This is a genomic window from Hymenobacter persicinus (assembly GCF_004167665.1).
GTDB classification, from domain to species: Bacteria; Bacteroidota; Bacteroidia; order Cytophagales; family Hymenobacteraceae; genus Hymenobacter; species Hymenobacter persicinus.
Window position 1 is genome coordinate 65,517 of sequence record NZ_SEWE01000013.1, and the last position, 17,903, is coordinate 83,419.

Here is a 17,903-nt window from a genome sequence, read left to right on the forward strand (position 1 = left end):
TTCCCGCATGGACAAACTCCGTGGCACCGGCATTGCCCTCATCACGCCCTTCACCCCGGCCCCCGACCACGCCGTGGACTACCCCGCCCTGCGCCGCCTGCTCGATTTCTGCATCGACGGCGGGGTCGAATACCTGGTCATCAACGGCACCACCGGCGAGACCCCCACGACGACGGCCGAGGAAAAAACCGAAATCCTGCGCGTCTGCAAAGAGCACGTGGCCGGCCGCGTCCCGCTCGTGTACGGCATCGGCGGCAACGACACGGCGGGCCTCGAAACCCTGCTGCGTACCACCGACCTCGACGGCATCGACGCCATTCTGTCGGCCTCGCCAGCCTACAACAAGCCCAGCCAGGCCGGCATCATCCAGCACTACCTGCGCCTGGCCGACCTGAGCCCGAAGCCCATCCTTCTCTACAACGTGCCCGGCCGCACCAGCTCCAACCTCACGGCCGACACCACCCTGCGCCTGGCTCAGCACCCGAACATCATCGGCATCAAAGAAGCCAGCGGCAATCTGGAGCAGTGCATGGCCATTGCCGCCCGCAAGCCCGATGACTTCCTGCTCATCAGCGGCGACGACATGCTGACCACCCCGATGATTTCGTTCGGGGGCGTGGGCGTTATCAGCGTGCTCGGCAACGCCTTTCCCCAGCGCATGAGCGACATGACCCGTCTGGCCCTCCAGGGCGACTTCGCCGCGGCCACCAAGCTGCTGTTCGAATTCCTGCCCCTGAACCCGCTCATGTATGAGGAAAGCAACCCCGTGGGCGTGAAAGCCGTGCTCGAAGCCCAGGGACTGTGCTCGGCGGCCGTGCGCCTGCCCCTGCTCGAAGCCAGCAGCGGCCTGAAGGAGCGCATTGTGAAGCTGATGTAATTTCTCTCCGCCATTGCGAGCTACGCGAAGCAATTTGTCCTAGACAACGTGCTAAGCCTCATAAAATGCAAAGCCCCGACGTAGGCATACGTCGGGGCTTTTTATTGAAAAGGAGTTTTTTACACTTCCGAGGACGGATTGCCTCGCGTAGCTCGCAATGACCGTGGTTTTCTACCAGCCGCTGGCCAGCACATCGGCTACGTGCAGGGTTTTGATGGGCTTTTTCTCCCGGCGGATGTAGGCGTCCAGGTGCATCAGGCAGCTCGTGTCGGTGCTGATGAGGTAGTCGGCGCCGGTGGCCAGGGCATGCTCCACCTTCTGCTCGGCCATGGCCACCGAAATAGCCTCGAACTTGACGGCGAAGGTACCGCCGAACCCGCAGCAGGTTTCGTTTTCGGCCATTTCCAGGCGCTCCAGGCCCTGCACGGCGTCGAGCAGCTGGCGCGGGGCCTCCCGGATGCCGCACTCCCGCAAAGCCGAGCAGGAGTCGTGGTAGGTGTACTTGCCGCTGAGCCGGGCCCCGGGAATGCTCGGCACGCCCAGCACGTCGACGATAAACTCGGTCATCTCGAAGATGCGCCGCTGCACGCCGTGGTAGCGGCCCTGGTCGGGGCTGCCCTCAAAGAGCTCGGCGTAGGAGTTGCGCACCATGCCCACGCAGGAGGCCGACGGACTCACGATGTAGCGCCCCTCGGCCGAAGGAAAGTCGTTGAGAAACTTGGTGGCGACTTCGCAGCTTTCGGCCTTGTAGCCGGCGTTGTAGGCCGGCTGCCCGCAGCAGGTCTGGTTGCCGTTGTAGTGCACCGCGCAACCCAGCTTCTCGAGCACCTTGACCATGTTCATGGCGGTGTTGGGAAAGAGCTGATCCACGAAGCAGGGAATAAACAGGTCGACTTGCGGTGTAGGCATACTACTGCTGATTTGAACGGCCGGGGCCAACATTACTATGGCGAATAACGGCAATTTGCTCGGGCGGAAGGCCCAGCGGGTTCGGAAAATCTACGTCCCGGTTGAGCAGGAGCCGGTCAATGAGGAAGTTAAGCATAGCCGTGTCTTCCGCATCGTCGCCGTCCTGGTACTGCTCCGGGTCGCGCGTCACCCAGGCCTGGGTGGTTCGGGCTTCGCCGGTGGCCGTTTCGTCGAAGCTCACCTGGAATATTTCGTTGCCGGTCCAGCTGCGGTGCAGGTGCAGCACGCCCTGATGATAGTAGATAAACCACTTGTCTTCCATTTCAACCGGAATAAGTCCGTGCTGGATCAGGGCGAATTCCGCGGCCGTGAACTCGCGCGCGAAGGGCAAAGCCTGCCGCGGCTCCGAGAGCGGGGAGTGTTGCCAGGAATCGGGTTGGGCAGTTTGCATAGCCAACAAAATTAATGTACTACAGCGCCAAACACCCCGCCGGCCAGCGCCTGGGCTTCGGCCAGAACTTCCAGGTTCAGCCCGAGCTCCTCCCCTTTTTCCTGAAAATACGCCAGCAGATTTTCGGTGGCCATGTTGCCCGTGAGCACGTCGGCGGCCATGGGGCAGCCACCGAAGCCGCCCAGGGCCCCGTCGAAGCGGCGGCAGCCGGCCTGGTAGGCGGCGGCCACTTTTTCGCGCCAGCTGGTGGGCGTGGTGTGCAGGTGGGCCCCAAACTCAATCTGCGGAAAGGCTGGAATCAGCTGCCCAAACAGCGGGGCAATGGTGGCCGGCGTGGAGGCGCCCACCGTATCCGACAGCGCCACGATGCCCACGCCCATGTCGGCGAGGGTCTGGGTGAACTCGCCCACGACTTCCGGGCTCCACGGGTCGCCGTAGGGGTTGCCGAAGCCCATCGACAGGTAGGTTACGAGCTGCTTGCCGGATTTCTCGCACAGGTTCTGCATCTGGGCCAGCTCGGCCAGAGCTTCCAGGATGCTCTTGTTGGTGTTGCGCTGCTGAAACGTTTCGGACACCGACAGCGGAAAGCCGATAAACTCGATTTCGGGGTGCGTCACCGCCGTTTCGGCCCCGCGCAGGTTGGCCACGATGGCCAGCAGCCGGGTGCGGGTCTGGCTCAGGTCGAGGCCGGCCAGCACCTCGGCCGTGTCGCGGAGCTGGGGAATGGCCTTGGGCGAGACGAAGGAGCCGAAATCGAGCGTGTCGAAGCCCACGCGCAGCAGGGCGTTGAGGTAGGCCGTTTTGGTGGCCGTGGGCACAAACTCGGTCAGGCCCTGCATGGCGTCGCGGGGGCACTCGATGATTTTCATGGCAGTGGGGTTGGTGGGGCGGGCCCGCAAAGGTAGCCGCTCCCACGACAACCGCCCCGCGGGCTTTTCCTCCCGCGAATCCGGCCTACTGCACCAGCCCGAACCGGGCGCCGCGCACGTCCAGAATGATGATGCGCCCCATGAAGGGCACGTTGCCGAGCATGCCGCCCAGCCCGGAAAAGCGCGTGAGCATCTCCTGCATGAAGGTCATGCCCTCGATGTAGGTCACGGTCTGAAGCGGAATTTTGGCGGCTCCCAGCTCCAGGTTGGCCGGGGTGGCCACGCTGTGCTTGGTGAGGGTTTTGCCCCAGGAATTGACGGCCGTGGTGCTGGGCTGGGCGCCGGGCCGGGCCAGCTGCTCCCAGTTGGCTTGGCTGGTAATCAGGCCCGCGGCGCTGCTGCCCGTATCAAACATCATCTGCTTGGTCTGGCCCTGCACGGCGGCGTCAAACATTACCCGGCGGCTTTTGAACGCCAAAGGCACGAAGGTGGCCCGGGCAGCCAACTCGGCCGGCACTTGCGCAGCCAGCTCCATCCGCTGACGGGCATAGTCGAGCACCAGCACCCGGCCTTCGAGCAGGTCGCTGCCGAGCGTGCCAATGAGCACGGGTGCGGCGCTGTCGGCGGGCAGCTCACTCGCGCCGCCCCGCAGCAGGGGCAGCCGGCGGGCCAGCACCTGCCCATCACCGAGCGTGAAGGTCAGGTTACGCACCGTGTCGTGGGGCGCCGCCAGTGCGGCCTGGGTACCTGGGTAGGCCGCCCGCAGCGCCGCCACCGACTTGGCGTAGAGCAGGGTGTAGGGCGCCCCGGTGTCGAACTGCAAATAGCAGGCACGGGGGCAGCCCGGCACCCGCACCGGAATCAGCAGGGCCTGGTGGGCCACGGCGGGACGGGCGGTGGTGTCGGCCTGCCACACGAAAGCGCTGGTCAGCGGCAGCTGGCTCACGACGAGTTGATTGGCCGGGGCCTGGAATTTCTTCTGCATGTAGAAGTAGCCCCCCACGCCGCTCACCACGAGGAGCAACACAACGGCCAGCAGGATTTTCAGGAGTAGTTTCACGGTAGGATAAGGTTAGGGGTTCTTGTTGAGGCAAACATAGCCGCGGCAACCGGCAGTCCTTGCGTCATTGGGCCGCCATTGGGCCGCCACCAGCGGCAACGCGCTAAGAATCAACCGAAAAATCTACAGCCACCCCGGGTACAGATCCAGGTTTCCCTGCCGCAGCCGCCGCGCCGCCCGGCTCACGAAGGCCACGTTCAGGGTGTAGCTCAGCCCGAATACGGCCAGGTAGCTGCCCCGCCAGAGTGGCTGCCCGTAGTGCGCGGCCACCTGCTGCAGGAGCAGCACGAGCAGGTAGGCCCCGAAGCAGCCTACCTGCCAGAGCACCTGAAACCCCAGCACCTGCCGGCCCACGGCCGCGGCGTGCCGGATGGTATGGCGCCGGCGGCGCCAAAGCCAGGCGGGCACCAGAATGTTGAGCAGCGGCAGCACCAGTAAGCTCAGCGCGCTCAGGTTGAGCAGCTGCAGAAAGTCAGGGTCGGCGGGCAAGACGGGAGGCGTCGCCGGGGTAGCGCAGGCGTCCGTCGGGACCAGGGCAAGGACTGATAACTCGGATGCGCCGGGCGGCAGAACGGGGCGAAAATCGTCCAGCCCCACGCCCAGGGCGGCGGCCAGGGCCTGCACGGTGTGGCCCCGCGGTACGGTGCCGCCCTGCTCCACCCGCTGAATCGTGCGCAGGCTCACCCCGGACTGCTCAGCCAGCAGCTCCTGCGAGTAGCCCTTGCTCTTGCGGATTTCCAGAATGCGGGCGGCAGAGAACATAACAGCGAAAAGTAGCGGGCCAAAAATCCGTCAATGATACTGGATTTTTGCCCAGCTTTTTCCGCGTTTTCCGCAGTCCGTAGCGGCGCCTCTAGTCCGGAACAGCCGGGGCCCCTTCCCTCTTGCCCGGCAGCGAACCAGCGGCGCCCAAACCGGGTTGAGAAGCTGTATCAACTTGCTTCGATGTCCGCTATCCGCCTGCCATTCCGGCTTCTGCTCCTGTTATTTCTTTTCACTGCCTGCGGCAAACAGCAAACCTTGCAGGGACTTTTCCAGAAAAGCACCGCCCACGAGGCCTACGCCCGCCGCCTGCGCCAGGCCCACCTCGACGAAACGGCCCTGGGCCGCGACTGGCTGGCCGCTGCCGACCGGGCTCTGGGCGACTCGCTGACGGTGAGCCTGCCCTTCCAGGAAACCGGCTTTTTCCGGGCCGACCGGGCTACGGCCGCCGCCTACCGCTACGCCGTGCGGGCCGGGGAACAAATCAACATCAGCCTGAAGCTGCCGGCTGGCACCGATGCCCACGTGTTTCTGGACGCCTTTGAGCTCAGCCCCGACCGCGCCGCGCCCGTTCCCGTGGCCTCCGCCGATACCGCTGCCCTCTCGTTCAGCTACGTGGCCGACGACGACCGTCAGCACCTGCTGCGGGTGCAGCCCGAATTACTACGCACCGGCCGATACACGCTGCGCATTCAGCGGGCCCCGTCGCTGGGCTTTCCGGTGCAGGGCAAAAGTGACGCGGCGGCTGGCAGCTTCTGGGGTGCCAACCGCGACAATGGTGCCCGCCGCCACGAAGGCATCGACATCTTTGCCAAGCGCGGTACGCCCGCCGTAGCCGCCGCCGCGGGCCTCATTACCCGCACCGGCGAAACCCCGCTGGGCGGCAAGGTGGTTTGGCTTACCGACGCCACCCACGGCCAGCACCTCTACTACGCTCACCTCGACAAGCAGCTCGTGCAGGCCGGGCAAGTGGTGAAGGCTGGCGACACGCTGGGGCTGGTGGGCAACACCGGCAATGCCCGCACTACGCCCCCGCACCTGCATTTCGGCGTGTACCGCAGCGGCCGCGGGGCCGTCGACCCCTTCCCCTTCGTGCGCCGCGCCGATGCTGAGCCGCCCGCCCCGGCCACCAAGCCCGAGCGGCTCGGGCAGTGGGTGCGCGTCCGGAGCAAACAGGCAAGCCTGCACCTGAGCCCGCAGGCCAAAGGAGCCGCGGCCGGGCAGCTGGCCCGCAATATGCCCCTGCTGGTGGTAGGCAGCCAGGCCAGCTGGTACCGCGTAGAGCGGCCCGACGGCCGCGTGGGCTACGTGGCGGCCAAGGAAGTGGTGCCGGCCGAACCGCTGCGGCACGAATCGGTGTCGGCCGCCGCCGACCTGTACGTGCGCCCCCGGGCCGGAGCAGCGGCCCTAGACTCGCTGCCCGCCCGCAGCACGGTGGCCGTGCTGGGCGAATTTGACGGGTTCCGGCTGGTGCGCAATGGCGCTGGCGTAGTGGGTTGGCTGGGGCCGGCGGCGGTGCCGCAAGGTTAATTTTCGACTTTCACCCAATCTTCATCGACCATAGCCGACCTTTCGCTCAGGTGATTGGATCGAAAACGGTGTAACCTTTTCCGGAAGGCCGCGCCGTTTTCTTATCCGGCCGTTTCGGCCATACAAAAAGCCCCGGTGGTTTCCCGCCGGGGCTTTTTATGGGCAAAAAGTGCTGGAGCGGCTATTCGGCCACCACCACTGCTTTTTTCTGCTTTTTGTCGTAGGCAATGCGACGCTCCTTGCCGGCGGCCGTCACGTAGTCGAAGCCGACGGCGCGGGTATCCGCCTTCACCGACGACCAGGACTGAGCGTCTACTTCCCCGGGCTGGGTGGCCGTTTTAGGCACGGCAGGTTGCACGAACCGGTCTTCGGCGAAAAAGCCGTTCATGCCGCGCAGAATGGCAATTTCCTTGTCGCGCACGGTGGCGGCCTGCGGGTCTTCCAACTGCCGCTCATCGAGCAGGGCCGTGGCGGGCATCACCTCTTTGCGCAGGGTGTCGCCGGTACTGCTCAGAATAATGAAACGGGCCTGCCCGCTCATGATTTTGGGACCCTGCAGCTGCAGAATGAAGTTATCCTTGGTCTTGGTGTTCGAGAAGTAGTGCGAGGCCCGCACCGTGTTCAGCACCGTCCGGCTCGACACCCGGGTGGTGGCCGTCGGGGGGGTGTACACTTTATCCGCGTTTCGGGAAGTACCAACCTCGCGCTCCGTGTTCAGGCACGAGGTGAGTTGCAGCAGCACGGTAGCCGAAACGGCAAAAAGAACTATTTTTTTCATTGGGGGGTGAACAGCCATCTTCTAATCAGTTCGGCAAAATACAAAACCTGCCGATATCCCGCCGAAACGGCGGCAAGCCGGTAGTTTGGGAGCAGCTACTACCGGGGCAGGCGCGCTAAATCATGTACCGCAAAAATAGTTCTAGGGTTGCCGGGTGCGGGTTGAATATTCCCCCGCCCCAGGGGCGTTTTCCTTGCCGGGCCAAACTGCCGGCGGCGGCCCGGTCCGCCCCCAGCCTGGCTTTGTGCTACCATCCGGCCAGCGGGCCGCTACAACCAGCTCAGTTCCAGCCCCAGCACCCAGCGCGGCAGTTCCGGGTAGCGGGTGCCTTCGGTGGCGCGAAACACGTCGGAAAAGCGGCGGCGGCCCACCAGGGCAAAGCGGCCCGAGCCCAGGCGGGCACCCGCGCTGTAGCTCCAGCGGTTCACGTAGGTCAGCCCCCGCTCGGCGGTTTGCACCTTCCGGGCCCCACTGGCGGCCCCGTCCTCGTAGTGGTGAGCCGAGCTTATCACCCAGCCGCCCCCGCCCAGCAAGTCGAGGTAGCGGCCAATGGCATTGCCGCGGCGGCCGTAGTTGAGCCGCAGAAAGCCCTCGGCCTGGGCCTGGGGCAAGGCCAAGTATTCCCGGGCGTGCAGGGTGGCGTTGGGCACTGTTTTCTGCGCATGCTGCGCCAAATGAAACACCGGACGGGCGTAGCGCACGTCGAGGCCCAGGGCGGCGGACTGGGTGAGGCGCCACTTGTTGCGCAGCCCCAGCTGCACCTCCGCCGACCGGCCGTAGCGCACGGCGGCGCCCGGGGCCGCGGCCGGGCCCAGCACCAGCCCGTAGGCCACAAACACGTGGCTGAAGTAGGCGCGGTTGGGACCAAACGTGGCTGCCACGGTGTCGTTGGCCACATTTTCGCGCAGCAGCACGCGTTGGGCCGCGGCGGGCAGGCTCAGCGCCGCGCCGAGCAAAACGGGAAGAAACCGAGGCCTCATTGTGCGGAATACGTTTGAATAAAGCCCCGGTACAACACCCGCACCGTATCGCCGGCGCGCAGGCGGGAAAGCGGAATGCGCAGCACGGCCCGCTGGTTTACCTCGCGCACCTCGTAGAAGCGCAGCACGTTGCGACGGTCGGCAATGTGCCAGTACAGGTAATCGGGGTGCGCGGGCGGCAGGCCGGGGGTCGGGGCTTCCGCCGGGGCCGCGGGGCTGGTGGGCTGGGACTGGGTGGCCGGGGTTTCGCGCCCCAGCGCCGGGGCCTTGGCGGGCTTCTCGGCGGCGGGCGGCACGTCGGCAGAATCGGCGTAGAGCGGCAACGTGCGGGCCGGCAGCAGCGCCGCTTCGGGCCGGATCAGCACGGCCAACGCACTGTCGCGGGGCAGAATGTCGAAGGTGGGTACGGCGGGCGGCGCGGCGGGCTGATTCGGGAGAAAAAAGCGGGCCTGGGGCGTGCCGTAGCCGTGGGCGTAGTCGAAGTACGGGTACAAATCGGCGGAGCGCTGAATCTTCTCGAACAGCTGCATCACCGTCAGGCCCCGCTCCTGCTGCCAGGCGCAGGCCGCGAAGCCCGCCAGCAGCGGACTGGCGAAAGACGTGCCTTCCACCGGGGAGTAGCCCCCCGGCGCGGCGGCCAGCACCGAGCCGAAGGCCACCACGTTGGGCTTCAGGCGGCGGGCGGCGTTGGGGCCGTAGCTGCTGAAGTCGATGTGCAGGTAAGTGTCGGGGTCGAGGCCCCCGACGGCCAGCACCGAGTCGCCATCGGCGGGCGTGCCCACGGTGTGCCAGTCCTCGTCATCGCCGTCGTTGCCGGCGGCATTTACCACCAGGATGCCCTTGCGCACGGCCAGCTCGGCGGCCCGGGCCACGAGGCTGGTGCGGCCGTTCATCTGCTCGGGAAAGTAGCGCCGGTCGGTGTAGCCCAAGGATGAGTTGATGATGTCGGCCCCGTTGCGGTCGGCCCACTCGGCGGCGGCCAGCCAGGCTTCTTCCTCGGCGTACAGCTCCCGCCAGGGCCGCTCGGTGCGGGCCAGCAGAAACTCGGCCCGGGGCGCCAGGCCCAGCGGGGTACCGTCGGGGAGCTGCCCGGCAATGCAGGACAGCACCTCCGTGCCGTGGGAGCCCCCCACGAACACGTCGGCCTTGTTGCGCACAAAATCGTGGGTGAGCACCACGCGCTTGTCTTGAAACAGCTGCTGGAAGGCCGGGTGCTTGTCGGCGCTGATAAAGCCCACGTCGAAGATGGCAATGCGCAGCCCCTGCCCCGCCAGACCCGCCTGCCGGAATGCCGCCGCGCCCAGGCTGGCGGTCTGCTGCCGGGCTAAGCGGCGGTTGGCCGCTGAAATTTCCATGCGGGCACCCTCCGCGGGCGGGCGGACTGCCGCGGGTTGGAGCGTAACGGCGCTTCGCAGCTCCACCGCCCGCACGCCGGGCAGGCGGCGCAGGGCGGCGGCCTGGGCCGGGGTGGCGCGGCAGGCCACGGCGTTAAACCAGCGGCTGACCAGCGTCACGGTATCGGCCAGGGCGCTGATCTGACGCACGTAGTCGGCCCGCACGGGAAAGTCGGTGCTGTCGCAGGCGGGCAACTGCTGGCGCAGGCGGCGGGCCCGGGCCGGGGCGCTGAAGTAGTGAGCCGCGTCGAATTGGGTGCCGGCCTTGTCGCGCAGCAGCACCCAGTAGGCCGCCTTGGACGGGGTCTGGGCCACGGCGGTGCCGGGCAGCGCAAGGCTCAGCCCGGCAGCGCCCAGCAGCAGGCCGCAAGCGGCCCGGCGCACCGGGGCCAGAAAAGGGAAAGCGGACAAAAGCGAAAAAGCGGCCATAACAGGCGGAAGGTACGATGCGCAAGCGGCGCGGAAAACACCTACGGAAAATGCCGGCGCCGCGGTGCCGCTACCGCGCGGGACCGAGCGGCACCTCCGCCACTGCCACCCACTGCCGGCCGTCGTGGCGAAACAGGGTGATGGAGCGTACCTCGAAGGTGGCAGCGTAGCGGCGGGCGGCGAAATCCTGCTGGAGTTCGGGCACCAGCGCCGCGGGCAGGTCACGGGTGGCCAGGGTCAGGTGCGGGGTAAAGGGACGGGTTTCGGCGGGCACGGCCGGCAGGTGCGTGGCCAGCCAGGCGGTCAGGGCGGCGTGGCACTGCTGCACGCCCCGGGCCTCGCTAACCCGCACAAACAGGGTGCGGGCACCAAACCAGGCAAAGTTTTCCAGCCCGACGAAAAAGGGCGGCTGGGTGGTGGCAAACGCCTGCAACGCCCGGCGGCAGTCCGCCTCAAACCCGTCGGGCTGGCGGGTGGGCGGCACCAGGGTAAGGTGCGGGGGCAGGCGCACGGCGTTGCGGCTGCCCGTGCGCTGGTGCACCTGCTGCTTCAGGGCCCAGAGCTGGGAGAAAACCGGCTCCGGCGGCAGCAGCGCAACGAGAAACAGAGAATCCATAGCCAGAAATTTCCGCCCCGAACTGCATCCTGAGGCGCCGTTTCCGGGCCTTAGAGGCCGTATTTGCTCAGCAGATACACCAGGCTGGCCATGCTGGCCCCGCCGAGTTCCAGCTCCCGGCGGTTGACCTTGTCGAAGGTGTCGGCGGCGGTGTGGTGAATATCGAAGTACCGCTGGGAGTCGCAGTCGTAGCCAACCAGGGCCTTGGCCTGGTCTTTCAGCGGACCGATATCGGTGCCGGAGTGACCGGCCACGAACAGCCCGCTGAAGTAAGGCTCGAACAGCGGCTGCCACTGCTGCATTTTGCGCACCGTGGCCTCGGGCGCCTCAATGTTGAAGCCCCGGGGCGTGAAGCCGCCGCCGTCGGACTCCATGGCGGCCAGGTGCTTCTCCCCGGCGGCCTTGGCCAGCGCGGCGTACTGTTCGCCGCCACGGACGCCGTTTTCCTCGTTCATAAACAGCACGGCCCGCACCGTGCGCTCGGGCCGCAACCCGGTAGCTTTGAGCAGACGCAGCACTTCCATGCTCTGCACGCAGCCCGTACCGTCGTCGTGGGCGCCCTGACCCAGGTCCCAGGAATCGAGGTGGCCCCCGACGACAATGATTTCGTCAGGGTGCTTCGAGCCCCGGACTTCCCCCACCACGTTGTAGGACTTCACCTCGGGCAGGCTCTGGCAGTTCATTTCCAGCTCCAGGGTCAGGCCGGGGTCGGCCTTGAGCAGTTGGCTGAGCTCGTCGGCGCCGTTGGTGCTCAGGGCCGCGGCGGGCAGCTTGGTCACCTTCTCGTCGTAGCGCATCATGCCGGTGTGGGGAAAATCGTCGTGGGCCAGGCTCAGGGAGCGAACCAGGGCCCCCACGGCCCCGCGCTTGGCGGCTTCCACGGCCCCGTTGCGGCGCTGGTCGCCGGCTTCACCGTAGGCCCGGCCGGTTTCGATGTAGGTCGGGTTCATGGGCCGGTTGAAGAACACGAACTTGCCCTTGACCTTGCTGTCGGGCAACGCGGCCAGCTCGGCCCAGCTTTTAACCTCCACCACGCCCGCGCGCAGCTTACCGCCGGTGCCCACCGAACCACCCAGGGCGCACACGTTCAGAGCTACCCCTTTGCCCTTGGCGGGCTTGATTTCGGCCTTTTCCTTGGCCCCGCGCACCCAGTGCGGCACCATCACCTCCTGCAGATATACCCGGTCGAGGCCGAGCTTTTCCATGGGTACCTTGCCCCAGTCGACGGCCTGCTGGGCTTGGGGGGAGCCGCTCAGGCGCGCCCCGATCTGGCTCGTGAGCTGGCGCAGGTTGTCGTAGCTCTGCCCCCGCAGCAGGGCCTCATCGTAGATTTTGCGGATGTTGACGGAGTCGGTTTTGGTGGTCTGGGCCAGGGCCGGAAGGGTGAGCAGCCTCAGGCTGGCGAGCAGCAGGCCGCGGCGGAAGAAAGCGCGCATAGGAGAAGTTGATTCAGCGAATAAAACCGGCGGAAAACGGCGCCAGGCCACCCCGGCTGGGTTCCCGTCGGCGGGCTAAGGTAACAGGAAACCCGGCCGGGCTGCGTGAAGCTGGCTACTTTTTGGCTAGCGCCCCCGAAGCTGAACGGGCTTATTTAGGACTCGGGGCGCCGTAGCGTCGGGCCGTGGCCGTGGGCGAGCCGGCGGCGGGCACCCGCACTTCCAGCAGGTAATCATGCGCGGCGTCGGCAATGCTGGACACGGGCCGGGCGGCCCCCAAGGCTTCCACCATTTCCAGGATGGTGTTGGAATGGCCCACCACCAGCACGGCTTTGCCCGCGTAGTCGCGCCGGATCTGGGCCGCCAGCGCGGCCTGGTCCTTGGCGCTGTACACCAGCGGCGTGAGGCTCAGCTTGGCCGCCAGCGGGGCTACCGTGGCGCGAGTGCGCTTGGTGTCGGTGGTGAAGATGGCCGCTATCCGGCGCTGGCCCAGCTCGTCGCGCAAAGCCAGGGCGCGCTGCTCCCCGGCCGGCGTCAGCAGCGGGTCGGTGAGGCCGGGTGCGAGGTCCTTTTCGCCGTGGCGCACGAGGTAAACGGTGGTTTCGGAGCCCGCGGACCGGGAGCCGGCGCAGCCGGCCAGAGCCAAAAACAGCAGCAGGAACAGCCCGCGCAGGGAACGTGCAAACATAAAGGCAGCGCTAGAAATGGAAGAAGGCAGCAGGAAGCGGGTTATTTCAAACTCAGAATCTGGTTGAGCTCGGCCGGGCTTATGGTCAGCAGGCCCACCTTGGGCAGGCGGCCGGTGAGGGTGCGCCAGTTGGGCTCCTGCCGGAAGATGGGTCCCAGCAAGGCCAGCGCGGCGGGCAGCTGCTGCTTGTTGGCCAGCGTAATGGCGTGCCAGTACTGCATTTCCAGGTTCTGGGGAAACATTTTCTCGGCCGCCTCATACTCGCGGATGGCGGCGGGCATGTCGTTTTTCTCCACGGCCAGGTCGCCAGCATTCATGTGCTCATAGGCGCGGTGCAGGCGCAGCAGCCGGGCCAGCTCGGTCAGCGGGGCCTCATTATCGTCCACGCGCAGGTCGATGAGCCGGTCGTCCCAGGGGGCGGCGCTGGCTTTACCGCGCACCACCAGCAGGGCCGCCGACTGCCGGCCGCGCACGTCTCCGCCCGCGGCCTGCGCCGCGTCGAGCGCTGCCAGCACCCGCTCGGCCAGGGGCAGCTTCATATTTTGCTCGTAGGCCTTGGCCATGGCGGGCCACACCGTGGCGTTGAGCATCATGTTGGCCTGCACCGAGAACTGGGCGCCAACTTGGTGGCCGGCCATATCCACGCACTTCTTGCCGGTGTGCGTAGCCACGTTGCCCTTGGCGTCGAGAATGGACACCTGGCGCACGTCGCGGCCTTCATCGGTGGCCAGCAGCTCGGTAAGGGCTTGCTGGGCCGTTTTGCCGCTTTTGAGCAGGGCCAGCCCCCGCATTCCAAACGACTTATTGGTAAACGACTGGGTAGCCACCACCCCCACCCCGGCCTCGCCCCAGCTGACGGCGGTGCCCACCGAAAACCAGTGGCTCTGCACGGCCACGGCCAAGTCGCCGGTGAGCGGGTCGCGGGCCACGATGGAAAAAGTGTGGGCCAGCGGGTCGGTGGCGGAATAGACCTGGGCGGCGGCCGGGCGAATCAGGGCGCCGGCGGTCAGTAGCAGTAGGAACGCGGATCTAAGCATAGTAAAAAGGATGGTAGGATGTAAAACGGTTCAAGATATGGCCAAACCCGCAGTAGCGGCCCACGGTTCAGCTTGCGCGGGGCAGCTTTGCGGGGCTTGGTGGACACGTCGGGCAGGGGTCGAAACCGGCTTCATGCACTCTTCACGGCCGGGTTGCGTATGTTGTGCCCAGTAATCCAACCCACCGCCATGCACGTTCTCATTGTTGAAGACGAAAAAAGCCTGCACCAGGAAGTGCGGCAGTTTCTGACCCAGGCCCAGTACTTGGTCGACTCGGCCTACACCCGGGCCGAGGCCTCCGAGAAAATATTTGTCAACGGCTACGACTTCGTGCTGCTCGACCTGGGCCTGCCCGACGGCGACGGGCTGAGTCTGCTGCGCGAGGCCAAGGAAAATGAGCGTCAGGAAGCCTCGTTCATCATCCTGACGGCCCGCGGGGCCCTCGACGACCGGATCAAGGGCCTCGACCTGGGCGCCGACGACTACCTGCCCAAGCCGTTTTCCCTGCTGGAGCTGCTGAGCCGGATGCAGGCCATTACCCGCCGCAAGTTCGGGCTCAAGCGTCAGGAAATTCCCTTTGGCCGGGGCTTTCAGCTCGACGTGACGGGCCGGGTGCTGCGCCACGAAGGCCAGGAGGTGACCCTCACCAAAAAGGAGTTTGATTTGCTGCATTACCTGCTGTTGCACAAAAACCGCGTCCTGACCCGCCTGCAGCTCGGGGAGCACCTCTGGGGCAACGTGCTCGAGGACGACTCCGACTCGAACTATATCGATGTGCACATCAAGAACATCCGCAAGAAGCTCGGCCAGTACGCTCCCACCGACTTCCTGGAAACCGTGCGCGGCATCGGCTACCGGGTGGCGGAGGCCGGGTGATTCTGTTTATACTGGATGTTGAGGCCGGCGCCTTGGCTCGCCTGAGCTGACCAAGCCGCCTTGCCAGAGCAGTTTGCTGGCCAATTTAACCTTTCACCAGTCAAGCTCACGTAAAGAATGCGCCTCGAAGCCAAACTGGCCCTGTTCAATGCCCTGTCCAAGCTGCTGCTGGTGCTGCTCGGGGCCGTGGTGATTCCGCCGGTGGTGAGCCGGGTGGCCGTGGCCCACACCGACCAGCGCCTGCACGAGAAAATGGGGGAAGTGCTGGCCCTGGTGAAGCGCGACGGGATTTCGGCCTTCGTGCGCGAGGAGCACAGCGAGGCCTACGCCGACTATAACCTGCTCAAGCAGGAATACATTACCCTGACGCCCGTGGCCTCGCTCCCGGCCGGGCGGCCCGACGCGGTGCGCATCTTCAACGAGCAGCGCCAGGTCGACAACGAAATCGAGGACTTCCGCATTCTGGGCTACACCCTGCCCAGCCAGAACCCCCGCACTTACCACCTCGAAATCGGGAGCAGCCTGGCCACCGTGGAGCTGCTCACCGACACGCTGCGCCACATGGCCCTCTGGGTGCTCGTGATTGGGGCCGCGCTGACCATTCTTACCGATGCGGCCTTTGCCCACTACCTGCTGCGGCCCCTGCGCCAGCTCATTGCCAACAAGCTGCGCGGCGTGCACCACCCCTCGGCCTTTCCCTACGCCCCCATCCAGACTGATACCACCGACTTTCGCCGCCTCGACGAGAGCCTCAACGAGATGATGCGCAAGGTGCAGTCGGCCTTCGAAAAGGAGCGCGAGTTCATGTCCAACGTGTCGCACGAGCTGCTCACCCCGGTGTCCATTCTGCAGTCCCGGTTCGAGAACATGCTCCAGGACCCCGAGCTAGGCCACGCCCACTCGCTGAAAATCGTGGATTCGCAGAAAACGCTCTACCGGCTGCGCAACACGGTGAAAACCCTGCTGCTGATTGCCAACATCGAAAACGAGCAGTACCTGCGCGAAGACAAGGTGTCGCTGCAAAGCGTGCTGGCCGAAGTCACGAATGAGCTCGACGACCGGCTGGCCCAGCGCGACCTGGCCCTGCGCCTGGAGCTGCGACCCGACTACGTGCTGCCCGCCGCCAACCACGCGCTGGTGTTTACGCTGCTGTTTAACCTGCTCTCCAACGCCATCAAGTACAACCGGGAGGGCGGCAGCATCACGGTGCTCGGCGGCCCCCACGGCGGCGGCTACCGCCTGTCGGTGGCCGACTCCGGCCCGGGCATTGCGGCCGAAAACCTGCCCCACCTCTTCGACCGGTTCCGGCGCTTCAACAGCGGGGCGGCCTCCCCGGAAGGCTACGGCCTAGGGTTACCCATTGCCAAAACCATTGCCGAATTTCACGGCGCCCACCTCTCCGTGAGCTCGGAGCTAGGCCGGGGCTCGACGTTTTTTCTCGACTTTACGTAAAGGCCAACGGCCGCCAAGCTCCTCCGCAGGCCCGTTCACGCGGGCTTCATGTGGGTAGCGTAGCTTCGGTCAGTTCATTTCTTTTCAACTCCCACCACACATTTCTCTCCGCCATGAAAAAGTCCGCTTTGTTGCTCGCCGCCCTGCTCGTTTCGGCCGCCTCCTTCGCCCAGGCCGTGCAAACCAAGTCGTCGTCGACTACCACCACGGCCACGCCCACCGGCACCAAGCAAACCTCGACCCGCACCCACGAGGTCAGCACGCCCAGCGGCCAGAGCAAGACCATGACCATGTCGAAAACGGCCACCACCAAGCCCGCCGTGCGCCGCACCACGAGCAGCAGCAAAATGACCCACACCAAGAAAACCACGTCCAGCAACATGTAAGTGTCGCTGCCTGCTTTTTTTGAGCAAGACCCCGGCCGGCGCCGGGGTCTTGTTTTTTAGGGGCTTCCCGAGCCGGTCCGGCGCAAAAAATGCGGTAATCAGCCTTTTCAAGCCGCTTTTTCACCCGGAATTCATGTACGCCGGATTAGTTTCGGGCAATGACTTCTCTGCCCGCTTCCACCCTGAAAAAGCTGCTGCTCGTGCTGGGCCTGTTTCTGGCCGGCCTGCTGGCCCTGCGGCTCTGGCTGACTCCGTCCCACGCCCGGCCCCCGGTGGCCGCTATTCCGCTGGTGCGCAAGTCGGCGCAGGCGGCTCCCACGCCCAAGCTCGTGCGCACGGTGCCCGCCCTGCCGGTTGTGCATCCGCGCCGCTAACCTCCTTAAAAGCCCGAAAGCCGGCCCCGGAATGCAGTTTCCGGGGCCGGCTTTCGGCTTTGTGGCGGCTTGCTACCGGTGGGGCGGTTAGCTTTTGGCGCCTTTCTTGACCCGGTTTTTTTGGGGGGCCGCCAGGGTTTTATCCGTGGCCGTTTCCCGGTGTACGGGGTTGGCGGCGGGTTTCTTGCCGGCCAGGTCCAGGGTCCAGCTTTCGTTCATCTCGGCCAGGCCGTGCAGGGCCGTCAGGTCGAACTGGCAGGGCACGATGGAAATGTAGTTGGCGGCCAGCGCGGCCTCGTCGGTGTCCTCGCCCTGGTCCTCGTTGACGAAGTTGCCAATGAGCCAGTAGTAAGGGCGCCGGTGCGGGTCGTAACGCAGATCAAACTCTTCCTGCCACTTGGCCCGGGCCTGCCGGCACAGCCGGGCGCCCTTGATGGGGTGGGCCGACTTCTTGGGAATGTTGATATTCAAGGCCGTGCCCGCGGGAATGCCGTTGGCCAGCGCCTGCCGGGTCAGGTGCTCAATCCACTCCTCGGTGTGCGAAAAGTCGGCCAGGTGGCCGTAGTCGCACAGGGAAAAGCCGATGGCGGGCAGCCCTTCAATGGCCGCCTCGATGGCCGCCGACATGGTGCCCGAATACAGCACGTTCACGCTGGAGTTGGAGCCGTGGTTGATACCCGATACCACCAGATCGGGCCGGCGGTCCTGGAGCACGCGGTGCTTGGCCAGCTTCACGCAGTCGGCGGGCGTGCCGCTGCACTCGTAGGCCTCAATGCCCTCGAAGATGGTGCTTGGGTCGAGCCGCAGGGAAGTGCCGATGGTAATGGCGTGGCCCATGCCCGACTGGGGCGAGTTGGGCGCCACGACCACCACTTCGCCAATGCGGCGCATCACGCGCACGAGCGTGGCAATGCCGGGGGCCGTGATGCCGTCGTCGTTGGAAATCAGAATCAGGGGTTTGGATTTTTTGGCAGCCACGGCAGCGGGGTTTGGGTGAAG

19 protein-coding genes are annotated in these 17,903 nt (G+C 65.8%); 6 read left to right on the forward strand and 13 right to left on the reverse strand.

Annotated elements, in window-relative coordinates:
* The first annotated feature begins 7 nt into the window (after positions 1-7).
* Positions 8-877, forward strand: coding sequence for a 4-hydroxy-tetrahydrodipicolinate synthase (gene dapA / locus EWM57_RS08390; RefSeq protein WP_129920691.1), 870 nt, complete (start codon positions 8-10; stop codon positions 875-877).
* A gap of 171 nt (positions 878-1,048) precedes the next feature.
* Here dapA and EWM57_RS08395 read toward each other — a convergent pair whose 3' ends face one another.
* The 5 genes from EWM57_RS08395 to EWM57_RS08415 form a co-directional block, all read right to left on the reverse strand.
* The gene (locus EWM57_RS08395) at positions 1,049-1,786 is read right to left on the reverse strand and encodes a (Fe-S)-binding protein (protein ID WP_129920692.1); all 738 of its coding nucleotides are present in this window, start codon (positions 1,784-1,786) and stop codon (positions 1,049-1,051) included.
* A gap of 1 nt (position 1,787) precedes the next feature.
* Positions 1,788-2,237: a hypothetical protein gene (locus EWM57_RS08400; protein WP_129920693.1), complete on the reverse strand. Its 450-nt coding sequence runs from the start codon at positions 2,235-2,237 to the stop codon at positions 1,788-1,790.
* An 11-nt stretch (positions 2,238-2,248) separates the two neighbouring features.
* Positions 2,249-3,106, reverse strand: coding sequence for a hydroxymethylglutaryl-CoA lyase (locus EWM57_RS08405; RefSeq protein WP_129920694.1), 858 nt, complete (start codon positions 3,104-3,106; stop codon positions 2,249-2,251).
* Between the two features lie 85 nt (positions 3,107-3,191).
* A complete protein-coding gene (locus tag EWM57_RS08410) occupies positions 3,192-4,166 on the reverse strand; it encodes a hypothetical protein (RefSeq protein WP_129920695.1) in 975 nt (324 codons plus the stop codon).
* 123 nt (positions 4,167-4,289) lie between these two features.
* On the reverse strand, positions 4,290-4,928 hold the full coding sequence (locus tag EWM57_RS08415; RefSeq protein WP_129920696.1) for a helix-turn-helix domain-containing protein: 639 nt from the start codon (positions 4,926-4,928) through the stop codon (positions 4,290-4,292).
* Between the two features lie 258 nt (positions 4,929-5,186).
* Between EWM57_RS08415 and EWM57_RS08420 the strand changes: the two genes are divergently transcribed.
* Positions 5,187-6,458, forward strand: coding sequence for a M23 family metallopeptidase (locus EWM57_RS08420; protein ID WP_129920697.1), 1,272 nt, complete (start codon positions 5,187-5,189; stop codon positions 6,456-6,458).
* Between the two features lie 181 nt (positions 6,459-6,639).
* Here the strand turns inward: EWM57_RS08420 and EWM57_RS08425 are convergent, their stop codons facing one another.
* The 7 genes from EWM57_RS08425 to EWM57_RS08455 form a co-directional block, all read right to left on the reverse strand.
* Complete coding sequence (locus EWM57_RS08425; RefSeq protein ID WP_129920698.1) at positions 6,640-7,236, reverse strand: hypothetical protein; 597 nt, start codon at positions 7,234-7,236, stop codon at positions 6,640-6,642.
* Between the two features lie 269 nt (positions 7,237-7,505).
* Positions 7,506-8,216, reverse strand: coding sequence for a hypothetical protein (locus tag EWM57_RS08430; RefSeq protein WP_129920699.1), 711 nt, complete (start codon positions 8,214-8,216; stop codon positions 7,506-7,508).
* On the reverse strand, positions 8,213-10,021 hold the full coding sequence (locus EWM57_RS08435) for a S8 family serine peptidase (RefSeq protein ID WP_165370456.1): 1,809 nt from the start codon (positions 10,019-10,021) through the stop codon (positions 8,213-8,215). Before EWM57_RS08435 ends, EWM57_RS08430 begins: the two co-directional genes overlap by 4 nt.
* An 88-nt stretch (positions 10,022-10,109) precedes the next feature.
* Positions 10,110-10,655, reverse strand: coding sequence for a 2'-5' RNA ligase family protein (locus EWM57_RS08440; protein WP_129920701.1), 546 nt, complete (start codon positions 10,653-10,655; stop codon positions 10,110-10,112).
* A 50-nt stretch (positions 10,656-10,705) separates the two neighbouring features.
* Positions 10,706-12,091 (reverse strand): M28 family peptidase, encoded by a 1,386-nt coding sequence (locus tag EWM57_RS08445; protein WP_129920702.1) that lies wholly within the window; start codon positions 12,089-12,091, stop codon positions 10,706-10,708.
* A gap of 151 nt (positions 12,092-12,242) precedes the next feature.
* On the reverse strand, positions 12,243-12,779 hold the full coding sequence (locus EWM57_RS08450) for a histidine phosphatase family protein (protein WP_129920703.1): 537 nt from the start codon (positions 12,777-12,779) through the stop codon (positions 12,243-12,245).
* Between the two features lie 41 nt (positions 12,780-12,820).
* Complete coding sequence (locus EWM57_RS08455; RefSeq protein WP_129920704.1) at positions 12,821-13,816, reverse strand: DUF1028 domain-containing protein; 996 nt, start codon at positions 13,814-13,816, stop codon at positions 12,821-12,823.
* A 189-nt stretch (positions 13,817-14,005) separates the two neighbouring features.
* Here EWM57_RS08455 and EWM57_RS08460 point away from each other — a divergent pair, with 189 nt between their 5' ends.
* The 4 genes from EWM57_RS08460 to EWM57_RS08475 all read left to right on the forward strand — a co-directional run bounded on the left by EWM57_RS08460 (position 14,006) and on the right by EWM57_RS08475 (position 16,904).
* Positions 14,006-14,692, forward strand: a complete 687-nt coding sequence (locus EWM57_RS08460) for a response regulator transcription factor (protein WP_129920705.1) — start codon at positions 14,006-14,008, stop codon at positions 14,690-14,692.
* A 117-nt stretch (positions 14,693-14,809) separates the two neighbouring features.
* Complete coding sequence (locus EWM57_RS08465; protein ID WP_129920706.1) at positions 14,810-16,144, forward strand: sensor histidine kinase; 1,335 nt, start codon at positions 14,810-14,812, stop codon at positions 16,142-16,144.
* Between the two features lie 113 nt (positions 16,145-16,257).
* Positions 16,258-16,530, forward strand: a complete 273-nt coding sequence (locus tag EWM57_RS08470; protein ID WP_129920707.1) for a hypothetical protein — start codon at positions 16,258-16,260, stop codon at positions 16,528-16,530.
* A gap of 158 nt (positions 16,531-16,688) precedes the next feature.
* Positions 16,689-16,904 carry a hypothetical protein gene (locus tag EWM57_RS08475; RefSeq protein ID WP_129920708.1) on the forward strand — a complete coding sequence of 72 codons (216 nt, stop codon included), beginning with the start codon at positions 16,689-16,691 and terminating at the stop codon, positions 16,902-16,904.
* Between the two features lie 87 nt (positions 16,905-16,991).
* Here the strand turns inward: EWM57_RS08475 and surE are convergent, their stop codons facing one another.
* A complete protein-coding gene (gene surE, locus EWM57_RS08480) occupies positions 16,992-17,882 on the reverse strand; it encodes a 5'/3'-nucleotidase SurE (protein ID WP_129920709.1) in 891 nt (296 codons plus the stop codon).
* Positions 17,883-17,903 lie beyond the last annotated feature (21 nt).

Coding starts and splice junctions, on each gene's coding strand:
- EWM57_RS08425 (WP_129920698.1), bottom strand. CDS start 7,236: ATGAAAAAAATAGTTCTTTTTGCCGTTTCGGCTACCGTGCTGCTGCAA.
- EWM57_RS08400 (WP_129920693.1), bottom strand. CDS start 2,237: ATGCAAACTGCCCAACCCGATTCCTGGCAACACTCCCCGCTCTCGGAG.
- EWM57_RS08430 (WP_129920699.1), bottom strand. CDS start 8,216: ATGAGGCCTCGGTTTCTTCCCGTTTTGCTCGGCGCGGCGCTGAGCCTG.
- EWM57_RS08470 (WP_129920707.1), top strand. CDS start 16,258: ATGAAAAAGTCCGCTTTGTTGCTCGCCGCCCTGCTCGTTTCGGCCGCC.
- EWM57_RS08415 (WP_129920696.1), bottom strand. CDS start 4,928: ATGTTCTCTGCCGCCCGCATTCTGGAAATCCGCAAGAGCAAGGGCTAC.
- EWM57_RS08455 (WP_129920704.1), bottom strand. CDS start 13,816: ATGCTTAGATCCGCGTTCCTACTGCTACTGACCGCCGGCGCCCTGATT.
- EWM57_RS08395 (WP_129920692.1), bottom strand. CDS start 1,786: ATGCCTACACCGCAAGTCGACCTGTTTATTCCCTGCTTCGTGGATCAG.
- EWM57_RS08475 (WP_129920708.1), top strand. CDS start 16,689: ATGACTTCTCTGCCCGCTTCCACCCTGAAAAAGCTGCTGCTCGTGCTG.
- EWM57_RS08450 (WP_129920703.1), bottom strand. CDS start 12,779: ATGTTTGCACGTTCCCTGCGCGGGCTGTTCCTGCTGCTGTTTTTGGCT.
- EWM57_RS08465 (WP_129920706.1), top strand. CDS start 14,810: ATGCGCCTCGAAGCCAAACTGGCCCTGTTCAATGCCCTGTCCAAGCTG.
- EWM57_RS08440 (WP_129920701.1), bottom strand. CDS start 10,655: ATGGATTCTCTGTTTCTCGTTGCGCTGCTGCCGCCGGAGCCGGTTTTC.
- EWM57_RS08460 (WP_129920705.1), top strand. CDS start 14,006: ATGCACGTTCTCATTGTTGAAGACGAAAAAAGCCTGCACCAGGAAGTG.
- EWM57_RS08405 (WP_129920694.1), bottom strand. CDS start 3,106: ATGAAAATCATCGAGTGCCCCCGCGACGCCATGCAGGGCCTGACCGAG.
- dapA (WP_129920691.1), top strand. CDS start 8: ATGGACAAACTCCGTGGCACCGGCATTGCCCTCATCACGCCCTTCACC.
- EWM57_RS08445 (WP_129920702.1), bottom strand. CDS start 12,091: ATGCGCGCTTTCTTCCGCCGCGGCCTGCTGCTCGCCAGCCTGAGGCTG.